A 26,480-nucleotide genomic window follows, 5' to 3' on the forward strand; every position below is an offset into this window, starting at 1 on the left:
TCAGAAGTCCCACCCGTCGTCGTCGGCCGGGTCCTTGACCGGCTCCGGCGCGGCGAAGGACTCGCCGACCATGCCGGCGGTGAGCGTGGTGCCGTCGCCGGGGTCGATCAGGATGAAGGAGCCGGTGCGCCGGGAGTCGGCGTAGGAGTCGGCGGGCAGCGGTTCCGCGGTGCGGATCTTCACGCGGCCGATGTCGTTGGCGACCAGCTGTCCGGGGTGCGGGTGCAGGGACAGGTCGTCCAGGGTGAGCCGGGCCGGGATGTCCTTGACGATCGCCTTGACGGTGCGGGTGCCGTGCTTGAGCAGGACCCGGTGGCCCACGGTGAGCGGTGCGTCGGCGACGTGGCAGACGGTGGCCTCGACGTCCTGGCTGGTGGCCGGCGCGTCCTGGCGGGGCACGATCAGGTCGCCGCGGGAGACGTCGATGTCGTCCTCCAGCAGCAGTGTCACCGACTGCGGTGTCCAGGCGGCCTCGACCGGGTCGCCGAGCAGGTCGATGCCGGACACCTTCGAGGTGCGGCCCGAGGGCAGCACGGTGACCTCGTCGCCCACGCGGAAGGTGCCGGCGGCGATCTGCCCCGCGTAGCCGCGGTAGTCGGGGTGCTCGGCGGTCTGCGGGCGGATCACGTACTGCACGGGCAGCCGGGCGTGGCAGTGCGCCAGGTCGTGGCTGACCGGGACGGTCTCCAGGTGCTCCAGCACGGTCGGGCCGCCGTACCAGTCCATGACCGCCGACGGTTCCACCACGTTGTCGCCCGCGAGCGCCGAGATGGGGATCGCGGTGACCTCCGGGACGCCCAGCTCGGTGGCGTACGCCGTGAACTCCTCGGCGATCGCGGCGAACACGGACTCCCGGTAGTCGACCAGGTCCATCTTGTTGACGGCGAGGACGACGTGCGGGACGCGCAGCAGGGCGGCGATCGCGGCGTGCCTGCGGGTCTGCTCGACGACGCCGTTGCGGGCGTCGACCAGGATGACCGTCAGCTCGGCCGTGGAGGCGCCGGTGACCATGTTCCGCGTGTACTGCACGTGGCCCGGCGTGTCGGCCAGGATGAACCGGCGGCGCGGGGTGGCGAAGTAGCGGTAGGCCACGTCGATGGTGATGCCCTGCTCGCGCTCGGCCCGCAGGCCGTCGGTGAGCAGCGCGAGGTCGGGGGCGTCCTGGCCGCGGCTCGCGGAGGCGCGCTCGACGGCCTCCAGCTGGTCGGTGAGGACCGACTTGGAGTCGTGCAGGAGACGGCCGACCAGCGTGGACTTGCCGTCGTCGACGGAACCGGCGGTGGCGAAGCGCAGCAGGGTCGTCTCCGACAGCTGCCAGACCGACAGCGCCTCGGCGGACTCGGCGGGCACGGCGGACCCGGCGGGTTCGATGGGTTCGGTGGTGCTGGTCATGGTTAGAAGTACCCCTCGCGCTTGCGGTCTTCCATCGCGGCCTCGGACATCTTGTCGTCGGCACGCGTCGCGCCGCGCTCGGTGAGGCGGGAGACGGCGATCTCGGCGATCACCTTCTCGATGCTGTCGGCGTCCGAGTCGACGGCGCCGGTGCAGGACATGTCTCCGACGGTGCGGTAGCGGACCTTGCGCTTCTCCACCGTCTCGCCGTCCTTCGGGCCGCCCCACTCGCCGGCCGTCAGCCACATGCCGCCCCGGGCGAAGACCTCGCGCTCGTGGGCGTAGTAGATGGCGGGCAGCTCGATGCCCTCACGGGCGATGTACTGCCACACGTCCAGCTCGGTCCAGTTGGAGAGCGGGAAGACGCGGACGTGCTCGCCGGGGGCGTGCCGGCCGTTGTACAGGTTCCACAGCTCGGGGCGCTGGCGGCGCGGGTCCCACTGGGAGAACTCGTCGCGCAGCGAGAACACCCGCTCCTTGGCGCGGGCCTTCTCCTCGTCCCGGCGTCCGCCGCCGAAGACGGCGTCGAACTTCTCCGCCTGGATCCTCTCGGTCAGCGGCAGCGTCTGCAACGGATTGCGGGTGCCGTCCGGGCGCTCCTTGAGCACACCCCGGTCGATGTAGTCCTGCACGGAGGCGACGTGCAGGCGCAGCCCGTGCTCGGCGACCGTGCGGTCGCGGTAGTCCAGGACCTCCGGGAAGTTGTGCCCGGTGTCCACGTGCAGCAGGGAGAACGGCACCGCCGCCGGGGCGAAGGCCTTCAGCGCCAGGTGCAGCATCAGGATCGAGTCCTTGCCGCCGGAGAAGAGGATCACCGGCCGCTCGAACTCGCCCGCCACCTCGCGGAAGATGTGCACCGCCTCGGACTCGAGGGCGTCCAGGTGGGAGAGGGCGTACGGGCTGTCCGCACCCTCCTCCACCGCGGCCGCGGACGTCAAGGACGTCGTCATGCCAGTCCCCTTTCGGTGAGCAGGGCGTGGACCGCCGCGGCGGACTCCTGAACGGTCTGGTCCTGCGACTCGACGCGCAGGTCGGGCTTGACGGGCTCCTCGTACGGGTCGTCGACCCCGGTGAGCCCCGTCAGCTCGCCCGCGGCCTGCTTGGCGTACAGGCCCTTCACGTCGCGCACCGAGCACACCTCGACGGGCGTGGCCACGTGCACCTCGACGTACGCCGTGCCGTTCGCCTCGTGACGTTCGCGCACCGCGTCGCGGCTGTCCGCGTACGGCGCGATCACCGGGACCAGCGCGGTGACGCCGTTGCGGGCGAGCAGTTCGGCGACGAAGCCGATGCGCTGCACGTTGGTGTGCCGGTCCGCGCGGTCGAAGCCGAGGCCCGCCGAGAGGAACTCGCGGATCTCGTCGCCGTCGAGCAGTTCGACGCGCCTGCCCTCCTCACGCAGGCGGTCGGCCAGCTCGCGGGCGATGGTGGTCTTGCCGGCGCTGGGCAGCCCCGTGAGCCAGACGGTGGCTCCGGTCGTCACGTGGTTCTCCCTGGAGGTCTTCGGTCCGGTGGTCGTCGGTCCGGTGGTCGTCGTCATGTCAGCCGTGCAGCCCGCACTCGGTCTTGGAGCGGCCCGCCCAGCGTCCGGCGCGGGCGTCCTCGCCCTCCAGGACGCGACGGGTGCAGGGCGCGCAGCCCACGGAGGCGTAGCCGTCCATCAGCAGCGGGTTGGTGAGGACGCCGTGCTCGGTGACGTACGTTTGCACGTCTTCCTGTGACCACTTGGCGATGGGCGAGATCTTCACCTTGCCCCGCTTCTCGTCCCAGCCGACGACCGGTGTGTTCGCCCGGGTCTCCGACTCGTCGCGGCGCAGCCCGGTCGCCCAGGCCTGGTAGCCCTTCAGGCCCTCCTCCAGCGGCTTGACCTTGCGCAGCGCGCAGCACAGGTCGGGGTCGCGGTCGTGCAGCCGCGGACCGTACTCGGCGTCCTGCTCGGCGACCGTCTGGCGCGGGGTGAGCGTGATGACGTTCACGTCCATCACCGCCTCGACCGCGTCACGGGTGCCGATGGTCTCCGGGAAGTGGTAGCCGGTGTCGAGGAACACCACGTCCACGCCGGGCAGGGCGCGGGAGGCGAGGTGGGCGACGACCGCGTCCTCCATGGAGGAGGTCACGCAGAACCGGTCGCCGAACGTCTCGGCCGCCCACCGCAGGATCTCCAGCGCGGTGGCGTCCTCCAGCTCGCGGCCCGCCCGCTCGGCGAGCGCCTTGAGTTCCTCGGTCGTACGTTCTTCCTGAACCGCCGTCATGCCGGTTCCCCTCCCGTGGAGTTGGGCTGAAGGCCCCGGGCTAGCAGCCCGAGGAACTTCAACTGGAAGGCGCGGTTGCACGCCCCGCATTCCCAGGCGCCGTGGCCCTGCTCACCCGGACGCAGGTCCTCGTCGCCGCAGTAGGGGCAGTAGAAGGGCGCGGCGCGCTCGCTCACGACAGGGCCTCCTCGGAGGCCCGGGCCGCCCAGGAGGCGAACCGCTCGCCGTCCGCGCGCTCGGCCTGGAAGCGCTTGAGGACGCGCTCCACGTAGTCAGGCAGCTCCTGGGCCGTGACCTTGAGGCCGCGCACCTTGCGCCCGAAGCCGGCCTCCAGACCGAGGGCGCCGCCCAGGTGCACCTGGTAGCCCTCGACCTGCTCGCCGTGCTCGTCGAGCATGAGCTGGCCCTTGAGACCGATGTCCGCGGTCTGGATGCGGGCGCAGGCGTTCGGGCAGCCGTTGAGGTTGATGGTGAGGGGCTCGTCGAAGTCCGGGAGGCGCCGCTCCAGCTCGTCGATGAGCGAGGCGCCGCGCGCCTTGGTCTCGACGATGGCGAGCTTGCAGAACTCGATGCCGGTGCAGGCCATGGTGCCGCGCCGGAAGGTGGAGGGCCGGGCGGTGAGGTCCAGCGCCTCCAGGGACTCGACCAGCGAGTCGACCTGCCCCTCCTCGACGTCGAGGACGATCATCTTCTGCTCGACCGTGGTGCGCACCCGGCCCGAGCCGTGCGCCTCGGCCAGGTCGGCGACCTTGGTCAGGATCGTGCCGTCGACGCGGCCCACGCGCGGGGCGAAGCCGACGTAGAAGCGGCCGTCCTTCTGCCGGTGCACGCCGATGTGGTCGCGCCAGCGGCTGGTGGGCTCGGCGGGCGCCGGGCCGTCGGTCAGCTTCCGCTTCAGGTACTCGTCCTCCAGCACCTGGCGGAACTTCTCCGCGCCCCAGTCGGCGACCAGGAACTTCAGCCGGGCGCGGTTGCGCAGCCGCCGGTAGCCGTAGTCGCGGAAGATGGAGATGACGCCCTCGTAGACGTCGGGCACGTCGTCGATCGGCACCCAGGCGTTGAGCCGCACGCCCAGCTTGGGGTTGGTGGACAGGCCGCCGCCGACCCACAGGTCGAAGCCCGGTCCGTGCTCGGGGTGCTCGACGCCGACGAACGCCACGTCGTTGATCTCGTGCACCACGTCGAGGACCGGCGACCCGGAGATCGCGGTCTTGAACTTGCGGGGGAGGTTCGAGTACGCCGGGTTGTTCAGCACCCGGCGCTTCATCTCCTCCAGCGCGGGCGTGCCGTCGATGATCTCGTCCTCGGCGATGCCCGCCACCGGGGAGCCGATCATCACGCGGGGCGTGTCGCCGCAGGCGGTCACCGTGGACAGGCCGACGCCCTCCAGGCGGTTCCAGATCTCCGGCACGTCCTCGATCCGGATCCAGTGGTACTGGACGTTCTGCCGGTCGGTGATGTCGGCCGTGCCGCGCGCGAACTCCTGCGAGATCTCACCGATGACGCGCAGCTGGGCGGTGGTCAGCGCGCCGCCGTCGATGCGGACGCGGAGCATGAAGTAGCGGTCGTCCAGCTCCTCCGGTTCGAGCACCGCCGTCTTGCCGCCGTCGATGCCCTGGCGGCGCTGGGTGTACAGCCCCCACCAGCGCATACGGCCGCGCAGATCACCGGGGTCGATCGAGTCGAAACCGCGCTTGGAGTAGATCGTCTCAATACGTGTCCGAACGTTGAGACCGTCGTCGTCCTTCTTGGTCTGCTCGTTGCCGTTGAGCGGGGTGAAGTGCCCGGCCGCCCACTGGCCCTCGCCGCGGTGACGGCTCACCTTGCGGCGCGGGGTCGCGGCAGCGGGCTTCGGCGGGGTGGCGGCCATGGTTGACACGTCCTTTGGAGACAGGCGAAATGCGGCTCTGACCTGCGCGCATGGCGCATGGCACTACGTGGGCGTACGTGAGACACGCGTGCGCGTCATTGCGCGGGAGCGAGGCGAATGCGGGGAATCCGAAGGTGCTGGAGGGTGCTCTCAGCGGCCCGGACAGATGGCGCTGGACATGCGGCCGAGGTCGACGTGCCGCCGACTCACCAAGGCAATTCCAGTTCCAGACATGACGGAAGCGTGGCACGGCGATCTGTGACTGGTCCAGCTTAATCCAAAATGTGGACACCCTTGTCTCGTAGAGCGAGACAAGGGTGTCGTTGGTCACACCTGGGGCGACCCGGTCGGTCAGTCGGCCGGAAACAGCCGTGTCGGCAGCGGTCAGGCGGGGAAAGCGCCCGGCCACGGACCCGGAGCGGCCACGTCCGGCTCCTCCTCCACCTTGGTGTCGAACAGGCGGAAGCCGCGGCGCTGGTAGTTGTCCATGGCGTACTCGCCGTCCTTGCTGCAGGTGTGCAGCCACACCCGCTTGGTGGTGGCCAGCCCCGGCCAGCGCTCCGCCAGGTCCCAGGCCCGGGCGGTGCCGTAAGAGAGGAGGTGACCGCCGATGCGCCGGCCGCGGAAGGCCGGGATCAGGCCGAAGTACTCGATCTCCACCACGCCGTCGTCGCCGGGCGTCAGCTCCACGTATCCGGCGGGGGTGCCGCGGTCGTGGGCGACCCAGGTCTCCACGCCCGGCCGCTCCAGGTGCTCCCGCCACCGCGCGTGGCTCCAGCCGAGCCGGTCCGTCCAGCGGATGTCGCCACCGACCGAGGCGTACAGGAAGCGGCTGAACTCGGGGGAGGGCACCTCGGCGCGGACGATCCGGACGTCCCCCTCCGGTGCGGCGGCCGGCAGCAGATCGGTGGGCGCCGTCTGCTCCAGGGACCAGGTGGTCACGGCGATGTTGGTCATGCCGGTCAGGGAATCATCCGCTCCGCGGATCTGTCGATCCCCGCCCGGTGGGGTGGGGTGCGGTGCGGGCCGGGGCGGTCAGTCGAGCGCGTCCTCGATCGAAGCCAGCGGCAACGCGAACAGCATGCGGTCCGACTGGGACCAGACCTCGCCGGTCCGCGCCCAGTACGACATCGAGCCCGCCCGGCCGCTCCAGCACTGCTGCGACCGGTCCGCCCCGCACTCCGCGGCCCGGGCGCCCTCCGTGTCCTGGCGCCACAGGGTCCCGCGTCCGTCCTGTCCGCCGGCCGCGCGTCCCAGGTACCACTCGGACCGCGCCGCGCCGGGCGGCCGGTACGACAGCACGCCTCCGACCTCGTCCGCCCCGGTCTCGTACGCCTCGACCGCGTTCACCCGGCCGGCCGGGTCCGTGGCGGGCAGTCCGGTGTGGTCGGGGTCCGTGGTGGTGCGCAGCGGGTAGCGCCACAGCCGGGTGGGCCGGTCGCCGTCCGCGTCCACGTGCTCGGTGGCCACCAGGCTGTCGGGGGCGGTGCCGCGGTCCAGGGAGATCGCGCCGGGGCGGGCCGCGGTGTCGGTGTCGGGGAGCCGGTAGGAGGCGATGGCGGGCAGCACGTACCGGTGGCCGCCCGCGGCCCAGCCGCCGGGCACCCGTCCGACGGCGTCCGCCGCGGTGGTGGCGCGCTGGACGCGCTCCACGTCGTACACGTACAGCGCGTCGCGGTCTCCGGCGGCGGTGGTGACCAGCAGCTTGTCCTGGTACCAGACCATGCCGGTGACGGGGGAGGCGAGCCCCCGGTAGTCGTGGCCGCCGTCGACCGGGACGGCGAGCAGCGCGGAGGTGTAGCCGAGCCGGCCGGGGTCGTCGGCGTCGACGAAGGAGACCCGGGCGAGGCCGCCCTGGGGGGTGCCGTCGTCGCGGGACCAGGCGGAGAGGATGACGCGGTGGGTGCCCCAGCGGCCGTCCTCGTCGGCGTCCCCTGAGGTGGTGACCGCGCCGGGGCGCCAGCCGTCGGTGTCGGCCTCGTCCCAGCAGTAGGCGCGGGTGGCGGCGGGGGAGACCGGGAGTGCCTCGCGGTCCCCGGCCGTGCAGTCGGCGGCGTCGCGCAGGGTGTGGTCGGCGGATTCGAGGACGGTGTCGACGCCCACCGGGTCGCCCATCGCGGCGGAGAGCCGGTCGAGCCAGGCCGTCGGCACCCGGTGTTCGGTCAGGCGCAGCGCGTCGGTCTCGGCGGCGGAGGTGAGGGGCTTGAGGGCGCCGGGGTCGTCGGCGACCGTGGCCTGCGAGGCGCTGATCAGGGTGGCGGCACCGGTCAGCGCGAGGGCCGCACCGGTCAGGGCCGCGCGCAGTGCCCTGCCCCGTCTGCGCCGGCGGTGTCTGCCGCGCTGCTTCATAGAACCTCCACGGACACCCCGGACCAACTGCGCTCGACGGTGGTCGTGTTGACCGAGGAGCGGATGGGGCGGTCCATCAAGGATGCTACGACAGACCGGCGGTCCGGCGGACGCAGACGATGCAAATATGCGAAATCAACCCGCCTTTACGGCCATCCGGACCCCGGTCCCGCGGCGGGGCGGCGGCCCCGGAGGGTCACGGCACCCCCATCGACGCCCGCCCCTTCGCCACCGTCGGGGCCGTGGAGTGGGGGAGCAGGTCGCGGGGGTCGGCCGGGAGGAGGACTTCTGTCTCCGCGTCCTCGCAGAAACGATACGGCCGGTGTTCCAGGTAGGCCCCGAGGTACCTCCTCACCCGCGACATCTCGGCCCGTACAGTCACCGTGCGAGCGGCGTCGCCGAACATGTCCTCGGCCAGCGCGGCGGCGCTGCGGCCGCCCCGGTGCACCGCCAGCAGGTACAGCAACTCCGCGTGCCGGGGACTCAGTTCCCGCTCCCAGTCCTCCGCGCCGCCCAGCACCCGGACCGACCAGCGGCGCGGCTGCCCGAGGTCCAGCACGATCCGGGTGGCGCCCTGCGGCACCGCCTCGGCCGCGGCCCGCACCAGCCAGCCCCCGGCCAGCGGCTCCACCGTGCACGCCCCGAACGCCGGCAGCCACCGCGCCCCCGCCTCCGGCGACTTGGGCAGCACCACCCGGTCCAGGTACGGCATCCCCGTCACCGCCGCCGTCCAGCCGTCCCGGTCCGCCACCAGTGCCCGTCCGCCGAGCCGGGCCAGCACCGGCGCCGCCACCGCCCGCAGCCGCTCCAGCGACCGGGTGTGCAGTTCCCGCAGCCGTGCCTCGGCCAGCTTGGCCACCGAGTCCACCCACGCCAGCGTCGCCGGATGCATCGTCTCCAGCGGCCCGCTCACGTCGACCACGCCGAGCAGCCGCCCGCTGCGCGGGTCGGTGATCGGGGCCCCGGCGCAGGTCCAGGTCGCCTGCGACCGCACGAAGTGCTCGGAGGCGAAGACCTGTACGGGCCGCCGGGTGACCGCCGGTGTGCCCACGCCGTTGGTGCCGACCACCTCCTCCCGCCAGTCCGCCCCGAGTTCGAAGCCGAGCCCGTCGGCCCGGCGCAGCACCCGCGCGCTGCCCTCCCGCCACAGCACCCGGCCGTCCTCGTCCGCGATCACCATGATGTGGTGGGCCACGTCCGCGACCGACAGCAGCGCCTCCCGCAGCACCGGCAGCACATGCCGCAGCTCAGAGGCCTCGCGCCGCCGGCGGACCTCCTCCGGGGCCAGCAGCCCGGAGCGGAAGTCGTGCTCCGGGTCGACGCCGCTGCGCAGCATCCGGTCCCAGGACTGCTCGATCACCGGACGCGGTGCCACCGGGGCACGGCCGCCCGAGAGTCTCGCGGAGCGGACCTCGCTGAGCATCCGGGCCGCACGCGCCGTGTCGACGGCGGCGAACTGCGTCACGTCCATGGGCGAGAGCGCCACGGGACCTCGTCCTTCCGGAATCCGAACGTTCGTCTCGTACTGACCGGTTGCCCACCCCCCGCGGGCACAGTCCGCACACAGCCGACCGCAAGTTGCAACCCCCTGCAACCCTGGTGGACCGCTCTGCGGGTGGCCAAACTCGAACCACGCCGTCCCGAGCGGCGTACGCGGCCTGAACAGGCCCGTGTGGCGGGGGTGGTGCCGTGTCGGCGCAGCACCACCCCCGCGCCACGCGGCCGGAATCAGGCCTCCGGGCGGGCCCGCTCCACCACCGCCGCGAGAGCCGGCGTCGACGGCAGCGTGCCGAAGGCCGCGCCCCCGTCGCTGCCCAGCCGCGAGGCGCAGAACGCGTCGGCGACCTCCGGCGGCGCGTACCGCACCAGCAGCGAGCCCTGCAGCACCAGCGCCAGCCGCTCCGTCAGCAGCCGGGCCCGGCCCTCGGCGGCCGCGAGGTCGGCCAGGTCCGTCAGCAGGTCCCGGATGGCCGCGTCCAGCCGGTGATCGGCCCCGCGCGCCGCGCCCACCTCCGTCAGGTACGCGTCCAGCGCCGCCGGTTCGCGCCCCAGCGCCCGCAGCACGTCCAGCGCCTGCACGTTCCCGGCACCTTCCCAGACGGAGTTCAGCGGCGACTCGCGCACCAGCCGGGGCAGGCCGGACTCCTCGACGTACCCGTTGCCGCCCAGGCACTCGGCCGCCTCCACCACCACCGGCGCACACCGCTTGGTCACCCAGTACTTGGCCGCCGGGACCGCGAGGCGCAGCAGCGCCCGCTCCCGCTCGTCGCCCCCGCCCGCCGCGTCACAGGCCGCCGCCAGCCGCAGTCCGAGCGTCGTGGCCGCCTCCGACTCGATCGCGAGGTCCGCGAGGACGTTGCGCATGAGCGGCTGGTCGACCAGCTTCGCGCCGAACGCCTCCCGGTAGGCGCAGTGGTGCACCGCCTGGGCCACCGCCTGCCGCATCAGGCCCGCCGAGCCCAGCACGCAGTCCAGCCGGGTCGCCGCCACCATGTCGATGATCGTGGGCACCCCGCGCCCCTCCGCGCCGACCCGGCGCGCCCAGGTCCCGGCGAACTCGACCTCGACCGAGGCGTTGGACCGGTTGCCCAGCTTGTCCTTGAGCCGCTGGATCAGGAACACGTTGCGGGTGCCGTCCGCCAGCACGCGCGGCACCAGGAAGCAGGTCAGCCCACCGGGGGCCCGTGCCAGGACCAGGAAGCCGTCCGACATCGGCGCCGAGCAGAACCACTTGTGCCCGGTCAGCTCGTAGGCCCCGTCCTCGGCCAGTGGCCGCGCCGACGTGGTGTTCGCCCGAATGTCGCTGCCGCCCTGCTTCTCCGTCATGCCCATTCCGAACAGCACCCCGGCCTTCAGGTGGGCCGGCCGCAGCTCCCGGTCGTAGACCCGGGAGGTGAGCCGGGGCTCCCACTCGGCGGCCAGCTCCGGGTCGGCGCGCAGGGCCGGCACCGCCGCGTGGGTCATCGACAGCGGACAGCAGTTTCCCGCCTCCACCTGGGTCCACATCAGGAACGCCGCCGCGCGCCGCACGTGTCCGCCCGGCCGCGACCAGGCGTCGGTCAGGCCCGCCGAGACGCCCTTGCCGAGCAGCCGGTGCCAGGCCGGGTGGAAGTCGACCTCGTCGACGCGGTGGCCGTAGCGGTCGTGGGTGCGCAGGACCGGCGGATGGTCATTGGCCTGCGCGCCCCACTCCTGGGTCTGGAAGGACCCGCAGCCCCGGCCGAGGCCCGACAGCTCGGCCGACGCCTCCTCGCGCGGCCCCGCCGCCAGATGCCGCCCGACCGCCTCGGTCAGGACCCGGTCGGAGGTGAAGACGTCGTAGCCGGACAGCGGGGGCGCCTGATTCGTCACGGTGTGGGTACTGCCTGCCATGACCGTGAACCTACCGTGCCGCGGGCCCTGGGCGGGCCGGGACCGCGGCGGCGGGCGTCCGCGGATGAGTGGCACCCCCGGCGCCGGATACCTTTAGGGCGTGCAGCCAGCAAGTGACTCCCCCGAACGGCCCTCGGGCCGGCTCCACCGCGCCCGGGTCCTGTACCGGAACGTCTCCAAACGCAGGACCGCCTGGCTGCTGCTCAAGGACACGGTCAACTCGTGCATGGAGTACCGCATCCTCGGCCTGGCCGCCGAGGCCGCGTTCTTCACCCTGCTCTCGGTGCCGCCCCTCCTGCTGAGCCTGCTCGGACTGCTCGGCTACGTCGACTCCTGGATCGGCGCCGACACCACCGAGAGCCTGCGCAACAACATCCTGGACGCCTCCCGCGCGGTGCTCTCCGAGAAGGGCGTCAAGCAGATCACCGAGCCGATCCTGGACGACGTGATGAAGGGCGGCCGGCCCGACGTCATCTCCATCGGCTTCCTGTTCGCGCTGTGGTCGGGCTCCCGCGCGGTGAACGTCTTCATCGACACCATCACCGTGATGTACGGCCTCGACGGCGTCCGGGGCATCGTCAGGACCCGCCTGATGGCCTTCCTGCTGTTCATCGTGGCGCTGCTGATCGGGTCGATCGCGCTGCCGCTGATGGTGGCGGGACCGGACGCCGTGGTGCGGATCGTGCCGTGGTCGACGACGGTCGTCCAGGTGCTCTACTGGCCGGTCGTGATCATCCTGTCGGTGGCGTTCCTGACCACGCTGTACCACGTGTCGGTGCCCGTGCGCTCCCCGTGGATCGAGGACGTCCCCGGCGCGCTGGTCGCCCTCGCCATGTGGGTGCTCGGCAGCTTCCTGCTGCGCATCTACCTCACCAGCACCGTCGAGGGGCCCACCATCTACGGCTCCCTCGCCGCGCCCGTCGCCGTGCTGTTGTGGATCGGCGTGTCCGCGTTCGCGGTGCTCGTCGGGGCCGCGGTCAACGCGGCCATCGACCGGGTGTGGCCGGCCGCCGCGACCGCGGCCGCCCGCGAGGCCAACGAGCGGCTGCGTCAGGCCCAGGTCGCCGAGTACGTGGCCCGCACCTCGGCGAACGGCGAGGGCGACCCCGACATGCCCTCCGAGTTCCCCGAGCGCTGGTCCCGCTTCCTGCCCCCCGAGGACGTCACGGCCCGCCTGCGCACCCACCCGAAGAGCCTGCCCCCCGCGAACCACACCCATCACGACCACCACGACGACGGCCACGGGCACGACAAGCCGGAGGCCTCCTAGCTACGCCGCCCCGGGCCGGGCCCGGCGGGCGGTCAGCTCGTGGCGTGCCCGGGCCGCCGCGCCCAGCGGCACGGCGTCGGTCCCCAGGGCCGCCCGCAGCAGCTTGACGGGATGGCCGCTGATCGGCGGTTCGGCGGCGAGCGGCCCCTTGATCAGTGGTTCGAGCAGCGGCCAGGCGCCGCTGACGCCTCCCCCGATCACGACCGTGGTGATGTCGACGAGACCGGCGGTCATCACGATCGCGCGCGCGACCCCGGCGCCCGCCGCCGCGTACACGGCCCGGGCGTCGGCGTCCCCGCCCCGGGCCGCCTCGGCCACCTCGCGGGCGGACAGCTCCCGCCCGGTGCGCTCGCCGTAGCGGGCCCGCAGCGAACGGGCCGAGGCCAGCGTCTCCAGGTGGCCGCGCCCACCGCACGTGCACGGCAGGTCGCCGAAGCCGGGGATGTGGCCGATCTCGCCGGCCGCGCCGTGGGCGCCGGTGCGCAGCTCTCCCCCCGTCCACAGCGCCCCGCCGACGCCCGTGCCCAGCGTCATGCCCAGGACGTCCCGCTCGCCCGCCGCCGCGCCGCACGCGGTCTCGCCGCGCACGAAGGCGTTGACGTCGTTGTCGAGGAAGGCGGGGACGCCCAGCGCGGTGCGCAGGGCCGGGGCCACCGGGAAACCGGCCCAGTCGGTGAACGAGTCGCTCGCCACCAGGACGTGACCGGAGACGGCGTCGACCACTCCGGCGGCGCCCACTCCCACGGCGGCCAGCCGGCCGGGTGTGCGCGCCCGCACGTCGGCGAGCGCGTCGAGCGTCGCGGCGATCATCGCCCGCCCGCCGGAACGGGCCGGAGTGGCCGTGTCCGCCCGGTCGAGCACCCTCAGTTCCTCGTCGCAGAGCACCACCTGGGTGGTGGTGCCGCCGATGTCGACCCCCGCGAAGACCGGCGTGTCGTGACCGCTCACGCCTGCTCCTCCGTCCGTCCGGCGGCGAGGGTCGCCAGTCGCTCCGCCCGGCGGCCCCGCTGGACGACGGGGTCGGGCACGGGCACCGCCGCCAGCAGGCGCCGGGTGTAGTCGGTCTCCGGATGCAGCAGCGTGGCCGACGTGAGCCCCTGCTCCTCGGCCCGCCCGGCCCGCATCACCACCACCCGGCGCGCGAACTGCTGCACGACGGCCAGGTCGTGGGAGACGAACAGGCAGGCGAAGCCCAGCTCATCCTGCAGTTCGCGGATGACTTCGAGGACCGCCTGCTGCACACTCACGTCCAGGGCGCTGGTGGGTTCGTCCGCCACCAGCAGGCGCGGTTCGAGGACCAGGGCGCGCGCGAGGCTCACGCGCTGGCGCTGGCCGCCGGACAGTTCGCGCGGCGTGCGCCGGGCCACCTCCCGCGGCAGCCGGACCCGGTCGAGCACGGCGCCGACCAGGGACTCCCGTTCCCTGCCGGACAGCCTCCCGCGGTGGATCCGCAGCGGTTCGGCGACACATTCGCCCACCGTCATCCGGGCGTCGAGCGAGGCGACCGGATCCTGGAGCACGACACCGATGCCGGCCCGCAGCGCCCGCCGGGCCCGCGCGCGGGTGGCGGCCAGGTCGGCGCCGAAGAGGGTGACGGAGCCGGCCGTGGGGGTGATCAGGCCGAGCGCCACCCGGGATGCGGTGGACTTGCCGGAGCCCGACTCTCCCACCAGGCCGAGGGTCTCACCGGGGTGGACGGCGAAGGAGACGCCCTTGAGGGCGTGCACCGCCCGCTTCCCGCGGCCGAAGACCACCGAGACGTCCCTCAGTTCCACCGCCGGTTCTCCGGCGGGCGCCGCGTCGGGCTCCTGCGCCCGCCGCTGGCCGGACTCGCCGGACTCGGACACCTCGGCGACGGAGAGCCGCGGTACGGCGGACAGCAGCCGCTTGGTGTAGTCGTGCGAGGGGCGCAGCAGTACGTCCTCGACGGGTCCGGTCTCCACGATGGCGCCCTGGTACATCACCGCGACCCGGTCGGCGAAGTCCGCGACGACGCCCATGTTGTGGGTGACCAGCAGGACACCCGTGCCGGTCTCGGCCGCGAGCCGCCGCAGCAGGTCGAGGATCTCGGCCTGCACGGTCACGTCGAGCGCGGTGGTGGGTTCGTCGGCGATCAGCAGCGCCGGTTCGTTGGCGATGGCCATGGCGATGACGACCCGCTGGCGCTGGCCGCCGGAGAGCTGGAACGGATAGGAGCGGGCCCGCTGCTCGGGCTCGGGGATGCCGACGCGGCGCAGCAGTTCGACGGCGCGCGCGGCGGCGTCGGGCGCGGACGTCCGCCGGTGGTTGCGGATCACCTCGGCGATCTGCTTGCCGACCCGGGTGAGCGGGTCGAGCGCGGTGGCCGGCTCCTGGAAGACCATCGAGACGGTCGATCCGCGCAGCCCGGTCAGCCGCTCCTCGTCGGCGCCGACGATGTCGGTGCCGTCCACGACGGCCCTCCCGGTGGCGCGGGCGTTGCCGGACAGCAGCCCCATGGCCGCCAGCGCGACGGTGGACTTGCCCGAGCCCGACTCGCCGACCAGGGCGAGCGTCTCGCCGGGCGCTACGTGCAGGGACACGCCCCGCACGGCCTGCACCGTGCCGGTCTCCGTGGTGAAGACGACGCCCAGGTCGTCGAGGTCGAGGATGTGGTCCCCGGCGGCGGGAGCGGCCGGTCGTCGAACGGCGCTCACGCGCGCCCCCTCACGTCGAATGCGTCCCGGAGTCCGTCTCCGATCGCGTTGAACGCCCACACCACCAGGATGATGGCGAGGCCCGGCGGCACGATCAGCCACCAGTAGCCCGAGTAGGCGGCGGTCATTCCCGTGGAGAGCATGCCGCCCCAGTCGGTGGCCGGGGGCTGGACGCCCAGGCCGAGGTAGGAGACGTAGGCCACCAGCAGGATCGCGTCGGCGATCTGGAAGGTGGCCGCCACGATGATGGTCGACACCGAGTTCGGCAGGATGTGCCGGACGATGGCGCGCGCGTGCGTGCCGCCGATGGCGCGCAGGGTGAGGACGAAGTCCCGGTTCTTCAGTGTCAGGGTCTCCGCCCGCACCAGCCGTGAGGGCACGAGCCAGGAGATGAGGCCGAGGATGACGACGAGACCGGTCAGGTCCGGGGTGGTGATCGCGGAGACCACCAGCAGGATGAACAGGGCGGGGATGGCGATGCCCGCGTCCACCACGCGCATCATGACCGCGTCGATCCAGCCGCCCGCGTAGCCGGCCGCGGCGCCCCACAGGGTGCCGATGACCGTGGCGAGGACGCCGGCCGACAAACCGACGATCAGGGAGACCTTGCCGCCGTACATCAGCCGGCCCAGCTCGTCGTGGCCGACCGCGTCGGTGCCGAGCCAGTGGGCGGCGCTGGGCGACTGGTTGACCTGCTGGAGCAGCGTGTGGGTCTGGTCGGTGGAGTGGATCAGCGGGCCCACGAAGCAGAACAGCACGAAGAAGACCACGACACCGAGCCCCACTACGGCGAGGCGGTTGCGCAGGAAGCGGCGGACCGCGAGCCGGGTGCCGGAGGCGGCGCGCGCGGGCTTCGCGGCGAGCCCGTCCAGGGAGGTGAGGGAGCTCATGACCGACCTGCCTTCACTCGGGGGTCGATGACGCGCTGGAGGATGTCGGCCAGGAGGGTGCCGGTCACCGTGGCGACCGAGATGACCAGGACGCAGCCCAGCAGCACGGGATAGTCGGAGGACTGGGCGGCGGTCCAGAACAGCAGGCCCATTCCGGGGTAGTTGAAGAGCTGCTCCACCACCAGCGCACCGCCGAAGAGCACCGGTACGTAGTAGCCGAGCATGGCCACCACGGGGGTCAGCGAGTTGCGGAAGACGTGCCGCGTCAGGATGGCCCGGGGACGGGAGCCGCCGGCCCGCGCCGTCCGCACGTAGTCCTCGGTGAGGTTCTCCAGCGTGGCCGAGCGCATGTAGCGGCTGAAGACGGCGACCATCGTGGCCGCGCCGGCCACCACCGGCAGCACCAGCCCCTGGGGCTGGGCGAGGACGTCGGCGACGCTGTTGCCCTGGGGCGCCTGGGCCGGGAACCAGGGCAGGACCTGGCTGAAGACGAGGACCAGGACGAGGCCGAGGAAGTACACGGGGGTGGAGTAGGCGATGAAGCTGAGCGTGGTGATGACGTAGTCGACCGGCTTGTTGCGGCGGACGGCCTGCCACACGCCGAGCGGCACCGCGACCAGCAGGCCGACGACCGCCGAGAGGACGGTCAGCAGCAGCGTCTTCGGCAGCCGTTCGGTGATCAGTTGGGAGACGGGCTCGTTGAGGGTGTAGGACATGCCGAGATCGCCGTGGACCAGCTGGTTCAGGAAGTACGCGTACTGAACCGGCAGCGGCTTGTCGAGCCCCTGCTCGTGGTTGAAGGCGGCGATCTGCGGGGCGGTGGCCTGGGGGCCGAGGATGCCGCGGGCGGGGCCCCCGGGCAGGGCGTGCAGCAGGCAGAACACCACGACGGTCACGAGGAGGACCACCGCCAGGGCCTGCAGGACACGCCTGATCAGGAAGGAGTATGTGCTCATGGGTTTCCGGGTGACTGGGTGGGGACGGGGCGTCTGCGGGGGAGCGGGACCGGGCGCGGGCTCACTCGGTCCACGCCCACATGGCGGGGTGGAAGTTGGCGAGGGAGTCCTGGGCGAACCCGCCGAGGCCGTCCCTGATCACGGAGACCTGGTAGTCGGGCTCGGGGAGCCAGATCACGGGCAGGTCCCTGGCGAGGGCCGTCCCGTAGGCGGGCATGGCCTCGGGGGACGAGGAGGTGGTGGTCCGGTCGATCAGCTTGTCCACCTCGGGGTTGGAGTAACTGCCGAAGTTGGAGCCGCCGCCGCTCGCGAAGAGCGCGTCACCGCTGGGGTAGGCGGGGAAGTACCAGCTGCCCGCGCTGCCGAAGAAGGAGAGCTGCCACTTGCAGGCGGGGTCGTCGCGCTCGCACTGCCCGGTCTGCGAGAGGACCGAGTTGACCGGCGCGGTCTTGATGTCGAAGTCGATGCCGGTCTCCTCGAAGGAGGACTGCAGGGCGCTCATCATGTTGTCCGTCTCCGTGGAGCCGGACTGGGAGAGCACCCGCATCCTGAACTCGGTGCCCTTCTCGACGCCCTCGCCGCAGTGACCCGCGCCTTCGCCCGGTGAGGTGCACACCATGGTGCCGTCCTTCGGGCTCCAGCCGTGGTCCGTCAGCAGCTTGCGCGCCTCGGAGTTGGAGAAGGGGTACGGCTCGGCCTTCTGCTCGTCCGAGAGGAAGGCGGACGCCTGCCCCTGCGGGACGGGGCCGTAGGTGGGTACGGCGGTGCCGTTGTAGAGCACCTTGGCCAGGGTCTTCTGGTCGACGGACATCTGGATGGCCTGCCGGGCGTACAACTGCCGGAAGACGGCGCCCATCTCCGGGTTGTTGAAGTTGTAAGGCATGTAGGTGACGGCCCAGCCGGACCACCGCTCGACGTGGTAGCCGAGGTCCGTGAAGGACTTCTTGATCCCGAGGTCGGAGGCCTTGATGTAGCCGTAGTCGACCGTGCCGGCCCGCAGCGCGTTCTCCTCGGCGGCCACGGTGGTGAAGGACAGCAGGTTGATCTGCCCGACCTGGGCCGCGCCCCCGCCGTCGTACTTCTCGTTCTCGACGAGTTCGACTTTGCCCGCGGTGGAGAAGGACTTGAGCGTGTACGGTCCGCTGACCGTCTTCCACAGCGGGTCGCTCGCGTAGTGGGAGATCTTCTTGCCGGCGTCGATCAGGTACGTCCAGACCTTCTCGGCGCCGGCCGGGGTGCGGTCGAGGTCGGAGACCTCCCCCGAGTCGCCGGTCTTGTCCCACACGTGCTGCGGCATCGGGCGGATCATGCTCAGCTGGTTGGCGAGCATCCACTGCCGGTTGTAGGAGCGGTCGAAGCCGAGCGTGAAGTGCCGGTCGTCGATGGTCCGGAAGGAGGTCCAGGTGTCCGGGGCCTTGCCCGGGCTGTAGCTGGCCCACGACTTCTTGTTCTCCCGGACCAGGTTGAACCAGAACTCGACGTCCCGGGAGGTGACCGGCTCGCCGTCGCTCCAATGACGGTCGCCGAGGGTGATGGTGACGCTTCTGTTGTCCGCGGCGAACTCCGCGTCCGTCGCCAGTGAGTTGTCCTTGTTCCAGCCGATCTCGCCGCTGGAGCCGTCATAGGCGATCAGCGGCTCCCACATGACCTGGGATATGGAGGAGTTGTTGGTGTTGAGGTGCCCCGGCGTTCCGATCGGGACGATCCAGTTGGGGGTGAAGTTCGCCGGGAGGGCGTAGTTGATCTCGTCCTTCGAGCCGGAGGGCGCGGTCACACCGCCCGCGCAGCCGCTGAGCAGCACGCCCACGGCCGCGCATGCGCCGACGACGAGCGCCCGGCGTCGGCGTGTCGCTGTGCGAGCAGGGGACATGTATCTCCTCCAGGTGAGTGGCCTGGAGGTCAGCTAACGCCTGACTCGATGCAGGTTCAAACAAAGTTGCGTAACAACTAAGTATCTCCGTTTCTGAAAAAAGTCCGGACGCTGTTCCAGCTACGAATTGCTGCGGATATTGCCATTCACGGGACCGCGTTTCAGGCGTACTGTCTGCTTCGGACCGACCATGGGGAAGTAAGCACGTAGATGAATGAAATAAGTACGCGGGGGCGGCGGGCGGCGGGTACCTCGGCGCTGGCGGCGCGGGCCCTCGAACTGATCGCCTCCGGCCGGGCGACCTCCCGGGCCCAGCTCGCCGAGCTGCTCGGCGCCGCGGCCTCCAGCGTCTCGGTGGCCGTGGCACAGCTCGTGGAGCACGGTCTCGTCGCCGAGGAAGGCACCCAGTCCTCCAACGGCGGGCGCCCGCGCAAGGTGCTCAGGCTCGGTGGCCAGGACGAGTTCGCCCTCGCCGCCGACCTGGGCGGCAGCCACGCCCGCGTCGGAGTGGTCCTGCCGGGCGGCGAGCTGCGCGACGTCTCCACCGTGCCGCTGGTGATCGCCGAGGGCCCGCAGGCGGCGCTCTCCCGGCTCGCGGCCACCCTGGACGAGCTGGTCGAACGCCACGGCAGGGCACGGCTGCGCGGCGTCGGTCTCTCCCTGCCCGGTCCGGTCGACACCGCCACGGGAAGCGTCGTGCAGCCCTCCCGCATGCCGGGATGGAACCGCTTCCCCGTCGAGTCCTGGCTGCGGGAGCGCTTCGCGGTCCCGGCCGTCGCCGACAACGACGCCAACTGCATGGCCGTCGGCGAGCACACGGCCCGCAAGGGGCGTCACCAGCAGGTGATCATGGTGAAGACGGGCACCGCCATCGGCGCCGCCGCCCTCGTGGACGGCCGGCTCTACCGGGGTGGCAGGGGAGTGGCCGGGGAGATCACCCACATCCGCATCGCCCACGGCGACCACATGCCCTGCTCCTGCGGCAACACCGACTGCCTGGAGACGGTCGCCTCGGGCGCCGCCCTCGTCCGGGTGCTGCGGGACGAGGGCGTCGACGTCACCAGCGCCGAGGACGTGGTGCGGCTGGCCACCGACGCGCACCCGGAGGCCAACCGGGCGGTGCGCAGGGCCGGGGACTACCTCGGTCAGGTGCTCGCCGCGAACGTCAACTTCTTCAATCCGGACGCCGTCTACCTGGGCGGCATCCTCTCCACCGTCGAACCGTTCGTCGCCGCCGTGCGCAGCCAGCTCTACGAGAGCTGCCATCCCCTGGTCACCGAACACCTCGCCATCGAACGGGCCGTCCTCGGCGCCGACGCCGGCCTCCTGGGCGCCGGACAGTTCGCCCTCCAGCGGGCGCTGGCCCAGGCCCTGCGCGAGGTCGGCGGAGCCCAGCTGGACCCGGACCGGTTCCAGACCTCCGCCCCCTGAACCCGCACTCCCTGCACCCCTCTCTCCCTGAACCCGCATTTCCCGCACCACACACCCCGCGCACCACGCACCTCCCGCACCACTCGCACGAACGAGGAGCCATGTCGCACCCCAGCACCCCCAGCACCCCCAGCACCCCCGCAGGCACCCCCTCCCGCCGCCCCGTCATCGCCATCGCCGGTCTCGGCATCGAGTCGTCCACCTTCTCGCCCGCCCGCACCCAGGCGCCCGCCTTCCACCCCTCCCGCGGCCAGGAGGTGCTGGACCGCTACCCCTTCCTCGCCGCGGGCGAGGAACTGCGCGAGGCGGCCGACTGGCACGGCGCCCTGGTCGGCAAGTCGCTGCCGGGCGGCACCGTCACGGCCGCGGCCTGGGAGGAACTCACCGGGGAACTCCTCACCCGGCTCGCCGCGCTGCCCGCGCTGGACGGCCTCTGGTTCGACATCCACGGCGCCATGACCGTCGAGGGCATCGACGACGCCGAGGCGCTGCTCCTGGAGAAGGTCCGCTCCGTCGTCGGCGACGACGTGATCGTCTCCACCTCCATGGACCTGCACGGCAACGTCTCCCGCGCCCTCGTCCACCGCAGCGACCTGATCACCTGCTACCGGATGGCCCCGCACGAGGACCACATGGAGACCAAGGAACGCGCCGTCCGCAATCTGCTCACCCACCTCGCCTCCGGCGCCCCCCGCCCGGTGAAGGCATGGGTGCCCGTCCCCGTCCTGCTGGCCGGCGAGCAGACCTCCACCCGGATCGAGCCCGCCAAGAGCGTGTACGGGGCCGTTCCCGAGGTCGAGGCCCAGGACGGCGTGATCGACGCGGCGATCTGGGTCGGCTACGCCTGGGCGGACGAACCCCGCAACCGGGCCGCGGTCGTGGTCACCGGGCACGACGAGCGGGCGGTGTCCGCGGGCGCCGAACGGCTGGCCCGCGGCTTCTGGGAAGCCCGCCACGACTTCGACTTCGTCGCTCCCACCGGCACCTTCGACGACATCCTGGACGAGGCCCTGGCGGGCGAGCGACGCCCGTACTACGTCAGCGACACCGGCGACAACCCCACCGCGGGCGGCGCCGGTGACGTGACCTGGGGCCTGGCGCGGCTGCTGGCCCGCCCCGAGTTCCGGAAGGAGGACGGGCCGACCGTCCTGTACGCCTCGGTGCCGGGTCCCGAGGCCGTCCGGCACGCCGCCGCGGCGGGCGTCGGGGCCACGGTGACGGTGACGGCGGGCGCCGAGGTCGACGACCGGCACGCCGGTCCCGTCACCCTCACCGGCGTCGTGCACGCCGTCCGGCACGGGGACCGCGACGCGCGGACCGAGGTGGTGATACGCGTCGGCAGCGCGTACGTCATCCTCACCGAGCTGCGCAAGCCCTACCACCACGAGCACGACTTCACCGGCCTGGACCTCGACCCGCGCGGAGCCGACATCGTCATCGTGAAGATCGGCTACCTGGAGCCCGAGCTGTTCGCGATGGCCGCCGACTGGAAGATGGCCCTCACCCCGGGCGGCGTCGACCAGGACCTCGTCCGGCTCGGCCACCACCGCATCCGCCGGCCGATGTTCCCCTTCGACCCCGCCATGGCCGACCCGGACCTGTCCGCCCGCCTCGTCCCGGCCGCCGACCAGCCGCTGACCGGGGCCGACGAGTGAGCGCCCGCCCCAGCCTGGAGATCGCCGTCACCTCCCCGGCCGGTGCCCGCACCGCCCGCGACACGGGGGCGGACCGCATCGAACTGTGCACCGGGCTCGAACTGGGCGGCCTCACCCCCTCGACCGCGGCCGTCGAGGCGGCCGTCGAGGCCGGGCCGCCCGTCCACGTCCTCGTCCGCTGCCGGCCCGGCGACTTCGTGTACGACGACGAGGAGGTCGCCCTGATGGCCGCCGAGGTGCGCGCCGCCCTGCGGGCGGGTGCCCGCGGCGTCGTCGTCGGGGCGCTGACCCCGGACGGCGCCCTCGACACGGACGCCCTCGCCGCGTTCCTGGGCGCCGCGCGGGACACCGATCCCGCCGCGCAGGTCACGCTCCACCGGGCGGTGGACCAGGCGAGCGACCCGGTGGCCGCCGTCGCGGCGCTGCCGGGGCTCGGCATCACCCGTGTCCTGACCTCCGGCGGCGCGCCCACCGCGATCGAGGGCAGCGCCGTGCTCACCGCGATGGCCGCCGCGGCCCCCGGGATCGACGTCGCCGCCGGCGGCGGAGTGCGGCCCGGCGACGTCGCCGGGCTGCTGGCGGCGGGCGCCACCTCGGTGCACCTGTCCGCCAAGTCCCGGGCCACGCCCCGGCGCGCGGCCGGCTGGGTACCGCTCGGCGCCGGCGGCACCTCCGCCGCCGACGACACCCACTTCGTCACCGACGCCGCCGTCGTCGTGGAGGCGAGGAGGGCTCTGGACGCGACGCTCGGCCGGCGGGGGGAGGTCCCGGGCGCCCCTCGGTGAACCGTCCGCGGGCCGGACCGGGACACTGTCACCGTGGACGCACTCGCCGGACTTCTGGAGGGCCCCCGGGCCCGTGGCGCCTTCATGATCCGCGCCTGTTTCGATCCGCCGTGGGCCGTGCGCGTCGAGGACGGGGCGCCGCTGACCGTGATGCTGATGGTCCGCGGCGACGCCTGGATCGTGCCGGACACGGGGGAGCGGCTGCGGCTGAGGGCCGGGGACCTGGCCGTCGCGCGCGGCCCCGACCCGTACGTCTGCGCCGACGACCCCGCCACCGCCCCGCAGGCGGTGATCCTGCCGGGCGGCGCGTGCAGCTACCCCGACGGACGCCCCCTCAACGGCTCGATGGACCTCGGCGTACGCACCTGGGGCGACCGCCCCGACGGCGAGGCGGTGCTCCTCATCGGCACCTACCTGGTCCGCGGCGAGATCGGCGGCCGCCTCCTCGACGCGCTGCCCCCGCTGCTGTCCCTCACCGCCGAGGCGTGGGACAACCCCCTCACCCCCCTGCTGATGACGGAGGTCACGCGGGACGAGCCGGGCCAGGAGGTGGTCCTGGACCGGCTCCTGGACCTGCTGGTCATCGCCGCGCTGCGGGCCTGGTTCGCCCGGCCGTCGGCCGAGGCGCCCGCCTGGTACCGGGCGATGGGCGACCCGGTCGTCGGCCGGGTCCTGCGGCTGCTCCAGGACGACCCGGCGCACCCCTGGACCGTCGCGTCCCTCGCCGCCAAGGCCGGGGTCTCCCGCGCCGCGCTCGCCCGCCGCTTCACCGACCTGGTCGGCGAACCGCCCATGGCGTACCTCACCGGCTGGCGCCTCGCCGTGGCCGCCGACCGGCTGCGGGACGGCGAGGACACCCTCGCCGCGATCGCCCGCCAGGTCGGCTACGGCAGCGCGTTCGCCCTGTCCACCGCCTTCAAACGGGAGTACGGCGTCAGCCCGCAGGAGTACCGGACCCGGGGCCCGGCCTAGCCCGGCAGACGGGTACGCGGAACACGCACGGCCTCGGTCGAGCGGGCGGGGCACGTGTGCCCGGGGCTGCGGCGGAGCGTGCGGCGTGCGACCCGCACCGGTGCGAACCCCGTCCCGGCGTAACCTGGCACGCGTGTACGCGGAGCGGGCGTCCCGGCTGGCCGGTGCGGTGGTGTGGACCAACACCCCGACCGGCCCCGGCCCTGGACGGGTCCTCCCCGACGGCTGCATGGACCTGCTCTGGCACGACGGACGGCTGCTGGTCGCGGGCCCCGACACCCACGCCTACGTCACCGAGGGCGCCCCGGGTCCCTGGGCCGGCGTCCGCTTCTACCCCGGCACCGCGCCCGCCCTCCTCGGCGTCCCCGCCGACGCACTGCGCGACCGGCGCGTCCACCTCACCGACCTCTGGCCCGCCGCCCGCGCCCGGCACCTCACCGACCGGGTGAACGCAGCCCCCGACCCGGCGACCGGCCTGGAGGACGCCGCGCTGTTCCGCGCCGCCGAGACCGGGCCGCCCGACCCGCTGCTGGTCCGGATCGTCGCCGCCCTCGACGCGGGCCGCCCGGTCGCCGCCACCGCCGACGCCCTCGGTATCGGAGCCCGCACCCTGCACCGCCGCTCGCTTGCGGCCTTCGGCTACGGCCCCAAGACGCTGGCCCGCGTCCTCAGACTGCAGCGCGCCCTCGCCCTGGCCCGGACCGGCACGCCCCTCGCCGAGACGGCCGCCCTGACCGGCTTCGCGGACCAGGCACACCTGGCGCGGGACGTACGCGAGTTGGCGGGTGCGACGCCCGGCGAGCTACTGCGCGGCAGCCAGCGGCGCGAACAGGTCGACGCCGTGGCCGTCCGGGTCGCTGACGACGGCGTACCGCTGCCCCCAGGGGGCGTCCCAGGGCGCGCGCTCGCCGTGGCATCCGGCGCCGGTCAGCTCCGCGTAGAAGGCGTCCACCTCCGCGGGCGTGTCGCACAGCAGGGCGAGCGAGTGCCGCCCGCCGCCGGCCGGCGGCTCCCACCCGGGGGTGAAGGAGCGGACGGACTCCTCGGTGTCGAGCAGCAGCCGGATGCCGCCCGGCAACTCCGCCTCGGCGTGCGGCTCCTTCTCGGCGCCCTCGGGGAAGGCGAAACCGAGCCTGCGGTAGAAGGTCACGGACGCGGCCATGTCGCAGACGACGAGGCCCATGGCGTTGAATCGTGCGGTCATGGGCCCACCGTAGGCCGGGCGCCCGAACCCGGTCTTGAAGAAGACGGCCAGCCGGGCGCCGCGCCGCCCGCCTCAGAAGCTCCTCAAGTCCGTTGAACGGCACGGGGTGTACAGCCGATCATGGCCGCATGTTCGGACGACTCGCACCACCGGAACTCAACGTCCTCGTCCTGCGCGACACGGACGTCGTCGCCCACGGCATCCGTCAGGCGCTCGCCGAGGCGACACCGGAGGACCGGCCCGGACTGGAGCGCGCCGCCGCCCTGGTCGAGCAGGCCGCCGCGGAGCCCGACGCCGCGCTGCTCGCCCGCTGGGTGCACGAACGCCTCGCCGCGGCCGGCCACGAGGGCCCCGTCGACTCCGTCCGAGCCGTCAAGACCCTGCGCGAGGCGGCCCCCGGACTCAGCCTGCGCCAGGCCGTCAAACTGACCAAGGACGCCGCCGCGCACCACCCCTAGGCCCACACCGAAGCCGGCCCCGGGGGAACACCCGTACGGCAGGATGGCCGCATGATTCGTCACGCGCGTGTCCTGCCGGTGCTGTTGCTGGCCCCGCTGCTGCTCACCGCCTGCGGCTCGGAGAAGGCGGGCGGCCCCGGCCCGTCCGGCCCCGCCTCCGCCCCGGCCGCGGACGCCGGCACCGGCGAACTCGCCTCCCGCGCCCAGGCGATGGGCGTGGCCCCCGAACTGGTCTACGTCACCGAGGCCGCCGGCTTCACCCTCGCCCAGCAGTCCGTCGGCGTCCTGGGCGACGAGGGCTTCTCCGCCACCTGGGTCGACGGCGACACCAACGCGCTGCTGCGCCTGGCCGTCGACCGGGGCACGATCACGGCCGGCACCTGCGCCGACCAGCCCGTCGGCGACATGCCGGGCGAGCACACCACGTGCGAGCGCGACGGCCGGGCCTGGTACCGCACCGGTGCCGGACGGCACGAGTACGCCCTGCCCGAGGAAGGCCACGTCGTCCGCGTCTCCGCAGAGAAGGACGCCGTACCGCGTGACGTCCTGCGCGCCGCCGCCCTCGCCGCCCACCGCCCGGACGCCGCCGAGACCGACCGCCTCCTGCCCTCCGCCGAACCCGCGCCCAGTGCGCCGGTCGAGCGCGGCGACCTGCCCCCGTTCGGCGACGGGGCACCCGACAACCACGTGGACGTGGGCGGCTGACCCGGCTACGCAGTGAAGGCCGCCACCGTGTCCAGACCGGCCTGCCGCAGCGTCCGGTGCACGGACGGGCGGGCACCGCGCACCGTGAGGGCGACCGGCTCGGGCGCCCGGGTCACCGTCCGCAGCAGCGCGTAGGCGCAGGCCAGGTCGATGTGGTCCAGGCCGCTCATGTCCAGGGTCCAGGCCCCGGGCTCCCGCAGCCGCGGGTCGAGCAGCAGCTCCTCCAGCACGCCCAGGGCCGGGGCGTCCAGGTCCCCGGAAAAGGCCAGCACCGCGTGCCGCCCGTCGGCCTCGGCGATCCTCACGGGTGCGTCCGTCACGGCAGCCTCCTCGGTCGCGCATCGCGTGCGTGGTCTCCATTGTCCCCCAGCCGT

The 26,480-nt window shown here is 73.1% G+C and carries 25 protein-coding genes and 1 pseudogene; 8 read left to right on the top strand and 18 right to left on the bottom strand.

Annotation, left to right across the window (positions count from 1 at the left end; all coding sequences use genetic code 11):
- From ACZ6IM_RS09595 to ACZ6IM_RS09645, 11 genes are all read right to left on the bottom strand, one after another.
- A complete protein-coding gene (locus ACZ6IM_RS09595; protein WP_469555560.1) occupies window positions 1–1,392 on the bottom strand; it encodes a sulfate adenylyltransferase subunit 1 in 1,392 nt (463 codons plus the stop codon).
- A 2-nt stretch (window positions 1,393–1,394) separates the two neighbouring features.
- Window positions 1,395–2,342, bottom strand: a complete 948-nt coding sequence (gene cysD / locus ACZ6IM_RS09600; RefSeq protein ID WP_469555562.1) for a sulfate adenylyltransferase subunit CysD — start codon at window positions 2,340–2,342, stop codon at window positions 1,395–1,397.
- Complete coding sequence (gene cysC / locus ACZ6IM_RS09605; RefSeq protein WP_469555565.1) at window positions 2,339–2,932, bottom strand: adenylyl-sulfate kinase; 594 nt, start codon at window positions 2,930–2,932, stop codon at window positions 2,339–2,341. Before cysC ends, cysD begins: the two co-directional genes overlap by 4 nt.
- 1 nt (window position 2,933) lies before the next feature.
- A complete protein-coding gene (locus tag ACZ6IM_RS09610) occupies window positions 2,934–3,644 on the bottom strand; it encodes a phosphoadenylyl-sulfate reductase (protein ID WP_469555568.1) in 711 nt (236 codons plus the stop codon).
- Window positions 3,641–3,820, bottom strand: coding sequence for a hypothetical protein (locus tag ACZ6IM_RS09615; RefSeq protein ID WP_469555571.1), 180 nt, complete (start codon window positions 3,818–3,820; stop codon window positions 3,641–3,643). Before ACZ6IM_RS09615 ends, ACZ6IM_RS09610 begins: the two co-directional genes overlap by 4 nt.
- Window positions 3,817–5,514, bottom strand: a complete 1,698-nt coding sequence (gene sirA, locus ACZ6IM_RS09620; protein WP_052837459.1) for a sulfite reductase SirA — start codon at window positions 5,512–5,514, stop codon at window positions 3,817–3,819. The genes ACZ6IM_RS09615 and sirA overlap by 4 nt, the downstream gene beginning before the upstream one ends.
- A 150-nt stretch (window positions 5,515–5,664) precedes the next feature.
- Window positions 5,665–5,748, bottom strand: coding sequence for a putative leader peptide (locus tag ACZ6IM_RS09625; RefSeq protein ID WP_350890428.1), 84 nt, complete (start codon window positions 5,746–5,748; stop codon window positions 5,665–5,667).
- A 150-nt stretch (window positions 5,749–5,898) separates the two neighbouring features.
- Window positions 5,899–6,471 carry a GNAT family N-acetyltransferase gene (locus ACZ6IM_RS09630; protein WP_052837460.1) on the bottom strand — a complete coding sequence of 191 codons (573 nt, stop codon included), beginning with the start codon at window positions 6,469–6,471 and terminating at the stop codon, window positions 5,899–5,901.
- Window positions 6,472–6,549: 78 nt separating this feature from the next.
- Window positions 6,550–7,863 carry a hypothetical protein gene (locus ACZ6IM_RS09635; RefSeq protein ID WP_469555574.1) on the bottom strand — a complete coding sequence of 438 codons (1,314 nt, stop codon included), beginning with the start codon at window positions 7,861–7,863 and terminating at the stop codon, window positions 6,550–6,552.
- A 196-nt stretch (window positions 7,864–8,059) separates the two neighbouring features.
- Window positions 8,060–9,349, bottom strand: coding sequence for a helix-turn-helix domain-containing protein (locus ACZ6IM_RS09640; protein ID WP_469555576.1), 1,290 nt, complete (start codon window positions 9,347–9,349; stop codon window positions 8,060–8,062).
- Window positions 9,350–9,591: 242 nt separating this feature from the next.
- Window positions 9,592–11,235: an acyl-CoA dehydrogenase family protein gene (locus ACZ6IM_RS09645; RefSeq protein WP_469555579.1), complete on the bottom strand. Its 1,644-nt coding sequence runs from the start codon at window positions 11,233–11,235 to the stop codon at window positions 9,592–9,594.
- A gap of 100 nt (window positions 11,236–11,335) precedes the next feature.
- Here ACZ6IM_RS09645 and ACZ6IM_RS09650 point away from each other — a divergent pair, with 100 nt between their 5' ends.
- Window positions 11,336–12,505, top strand: coding sequence for a YihY/virulence factor BrkB family protein (locus ACZ6IM_RS09650; RefSeq protein ID WP_469555582.1), 1,170 nt, complete (start codon window positions 11,336–11,338; stop codon window positions 12,503–12,505).
- Here the strand turns inward: ACZ6IM_RS09650 and ACZ6IM_RS09655 are convergent, their stop codons facing one another.
- The 5 genes from ACZ6IM_RS09655 to ACZ6IM_RS09675 all read right to left on the bottom strand — a co-directional run bounded on the left by ACZ6IM_RS09655 (window position 12,506) and on the right by ACZ6IM_RS09675 (window position 18,896).
- Window positions 12,506–13,453: an ROK family protein gene (locus tag ACZ6IM_RS09655; RefSeq protein WP_469555585.1), complete on the bottom strand. Its 948-nt coding sequence runs from the start codon at window positions 13,451–13,453 to the stop codon at window positions 12,506–12,508.
- Complete coding sequence (locus ACZ6IM_RS09660) at window positions 13,450–15,180, bottom strand: dipeptide ABC transporter ATP-binding protein (protein ID WP_469555588.1); 1,731 nt, start codon at window positions 15,178–15,180, stop codon at window positions 13,450–13,452. Before ACZ6IM_RS09660 ends, ACZ6IM_RS09655 begins: the two co-directional genes overlap by 4 nt.
- Complete coding sequence (locus tag ACZ6IM_RS09665; protein WP_052837466.1) at window positions 15,177–16,070, bottom strand: ABC transporter permease; 894 nt, start codon at window positions 16,068–16,070, stop codon at window positions 15,177–15,179. Before ACZ6IM_RS09665 ends, ACZ6IM_RS09660 begins: the two co-directional genes overlap by 4 nt.
- Complete coding sequence (locus ACZ6IM_RS09670) at window positions 16,067–17,026, bottom strand: ABC transporter permease (RefSeq protein WP_052837467.1); 960 nt, start codon at window positions 17,024–17,026, stop codon at window positions 16,067–16,069. The genes ACZ6IM_RS09665 and ACZ6IM_RS09670 overlap by 4 nt, the downstream gene beginning before the upstream one ends.
- 61 nt (window positions 17,027–17,087) lie before the next feature.
- Entirely contained in the window at window positions 17,088–18,896 is a 1,809-nt protein-coding gene (locus tag ACZ6IM_RS09675) for a peptide ABC transporter substrate-binding protein (protein ID WP_469555592.1), read from the bottom strand.
- Between the two features lie 210 nt (window positions 18,897–19,106).
- Between ACZ6IM_RS09675 and ACZ6IM_RS09680 the strand changes: the two genes are divergently transcribed.
- The 5 genes and pseudogenes from ACZ6IM_RS09680 to ACZ6IM_RS09700 form a co-directional block, all read left to right on the top strand.
- Entirely contained in the window at window positions 19,107–20,327 is a 1,221-nt protein-coding gene (locus ACZ6IM_RS09680; protein ID WP_469555595.1) for an ROK family protein, read from the top strand.
- A 101-nt stretch (window positions 20,328–20,428) separates the two neighbouring features.
- Window positions 20,429–21,982 carry a M81 family metallopeptidase gene (locus ACZ6IM_RS09685; protein ID WP_052837470.1) on the top strand — a complete coding sequence of 518 codons (1,554 nt, stop codon included), beginning with the start codon at window positions 20,429–20,431 and terminating at the stop codon, window positions 21,980–21,982.
- Complete coding sequence (locus tag ACZ6IM_RS09690) at window positions 21,979–22,767, top strand: copper homeostasis protein CutC (RefSeq protein WP_052837471.1); 789 nt, start codon at window positions 21,979–21,981, stop codon at window positions 22,765–22,767. Before ACZ6IM_RS09685 ends, ACZ6IM_RS09690 begins: the two co-directional genes overlap by 4 nt.
- 33 nt (window positions 22,768–22,800) lie before the next feature.
- Window positions 22,801–23,739 carry an AraC family transcriptional regulator gene (locus ACZ6IM_RS09695; protein ID WP_052837472.1) on the top strand — a complete coding sequence of 313 codons (939 nt, stop codon included), beginning with the start codon at window positions 22,801–22,803 and terminating at the stop codon, window positions 23,737–23,739.
- Window positions 23,740–23,872: 133 nt separating this feature from the next.
- Window positions 23,873–24,553 (top strand): annotated as a pseudogene (locus tag ACZ6IM_RS09700) (helix-turn-helix transcriptional regulator); the annotation flags it as partial.
- Here ACZ6IM_RS09700 and ACZ6IM_RS09705 read toward each other — a convergent pair.
- On the bottom strand, window positions 24,542–24,943 hold the full coding sequence (locus ACZ6IM_RS09705) for a VOC family protein (RefSeq protein WP_469555908.1): 402 nt from the start codon (window positions 24,941–24,943) through the stop codon (window positions 24,542–24,544). The pseudogene ACZ6IM_RS09700 and the gene ACZ6IM_RS09705 sit on opposite strands and share 12 nt — an antisense overlap.
- 128 nt (window positions 24,944–25,071) lie before the next feature.
- On the opposite strand from ACZ6IM_RS09705, the gene ACZ6IM_RS09710 reads away from it, so the two are divergent.
- Together ACZ6IM_RS09710 and ACZ6IM_RS09715 are read left to right on the top strand one after the other, a co-directional pair.
- Window positions 25,072–25,401, top strand: a complete 330-nt coding sequence (locus ACZ6IM_RS09710; RefSeq protein WP_052837473.1) for a hypothetical protein — start codon at window positions 25,072–25,074, stop codon at window positions 25,399–25,401.
- A gap of 51 nt (window positions 25,402–25,452) precedes the next feature.
- Window positions 25,453–26,106, top strand: coding sequence for a hypothetical protein (locus ACZ6IM_RS09715; RefSeq protein WP_469555598.1), 654 nt, complete (start codon window positions 25,453–25,455; stop codon window positions 26,104–26,106).
- A gap of 5 nt (window positions 26,107–26,111) precedes the next feature.
- On the opposite strand, the gene ACZ6IM_RS09720 is transcribed toward ACZ6IM_RS09715, so the two are convergent.
- Window positions 26,112–26,426: an STAS domain-containing protein gene (locus ACZ6IM_RS09720; RefSeq protein WP_052837475.1), complete on the bottom strand. Its 315-nt coding sequence runs from the start codon at window positions 26,424–26,426 to the stop codon at window positions 26,112–26,114.
- Window positions 26,427–26,480: the final 54 nt, after the last annotated feature.

Source organism: Streptomyces sp. NPDC042336 (assembly GCF_055581985.1).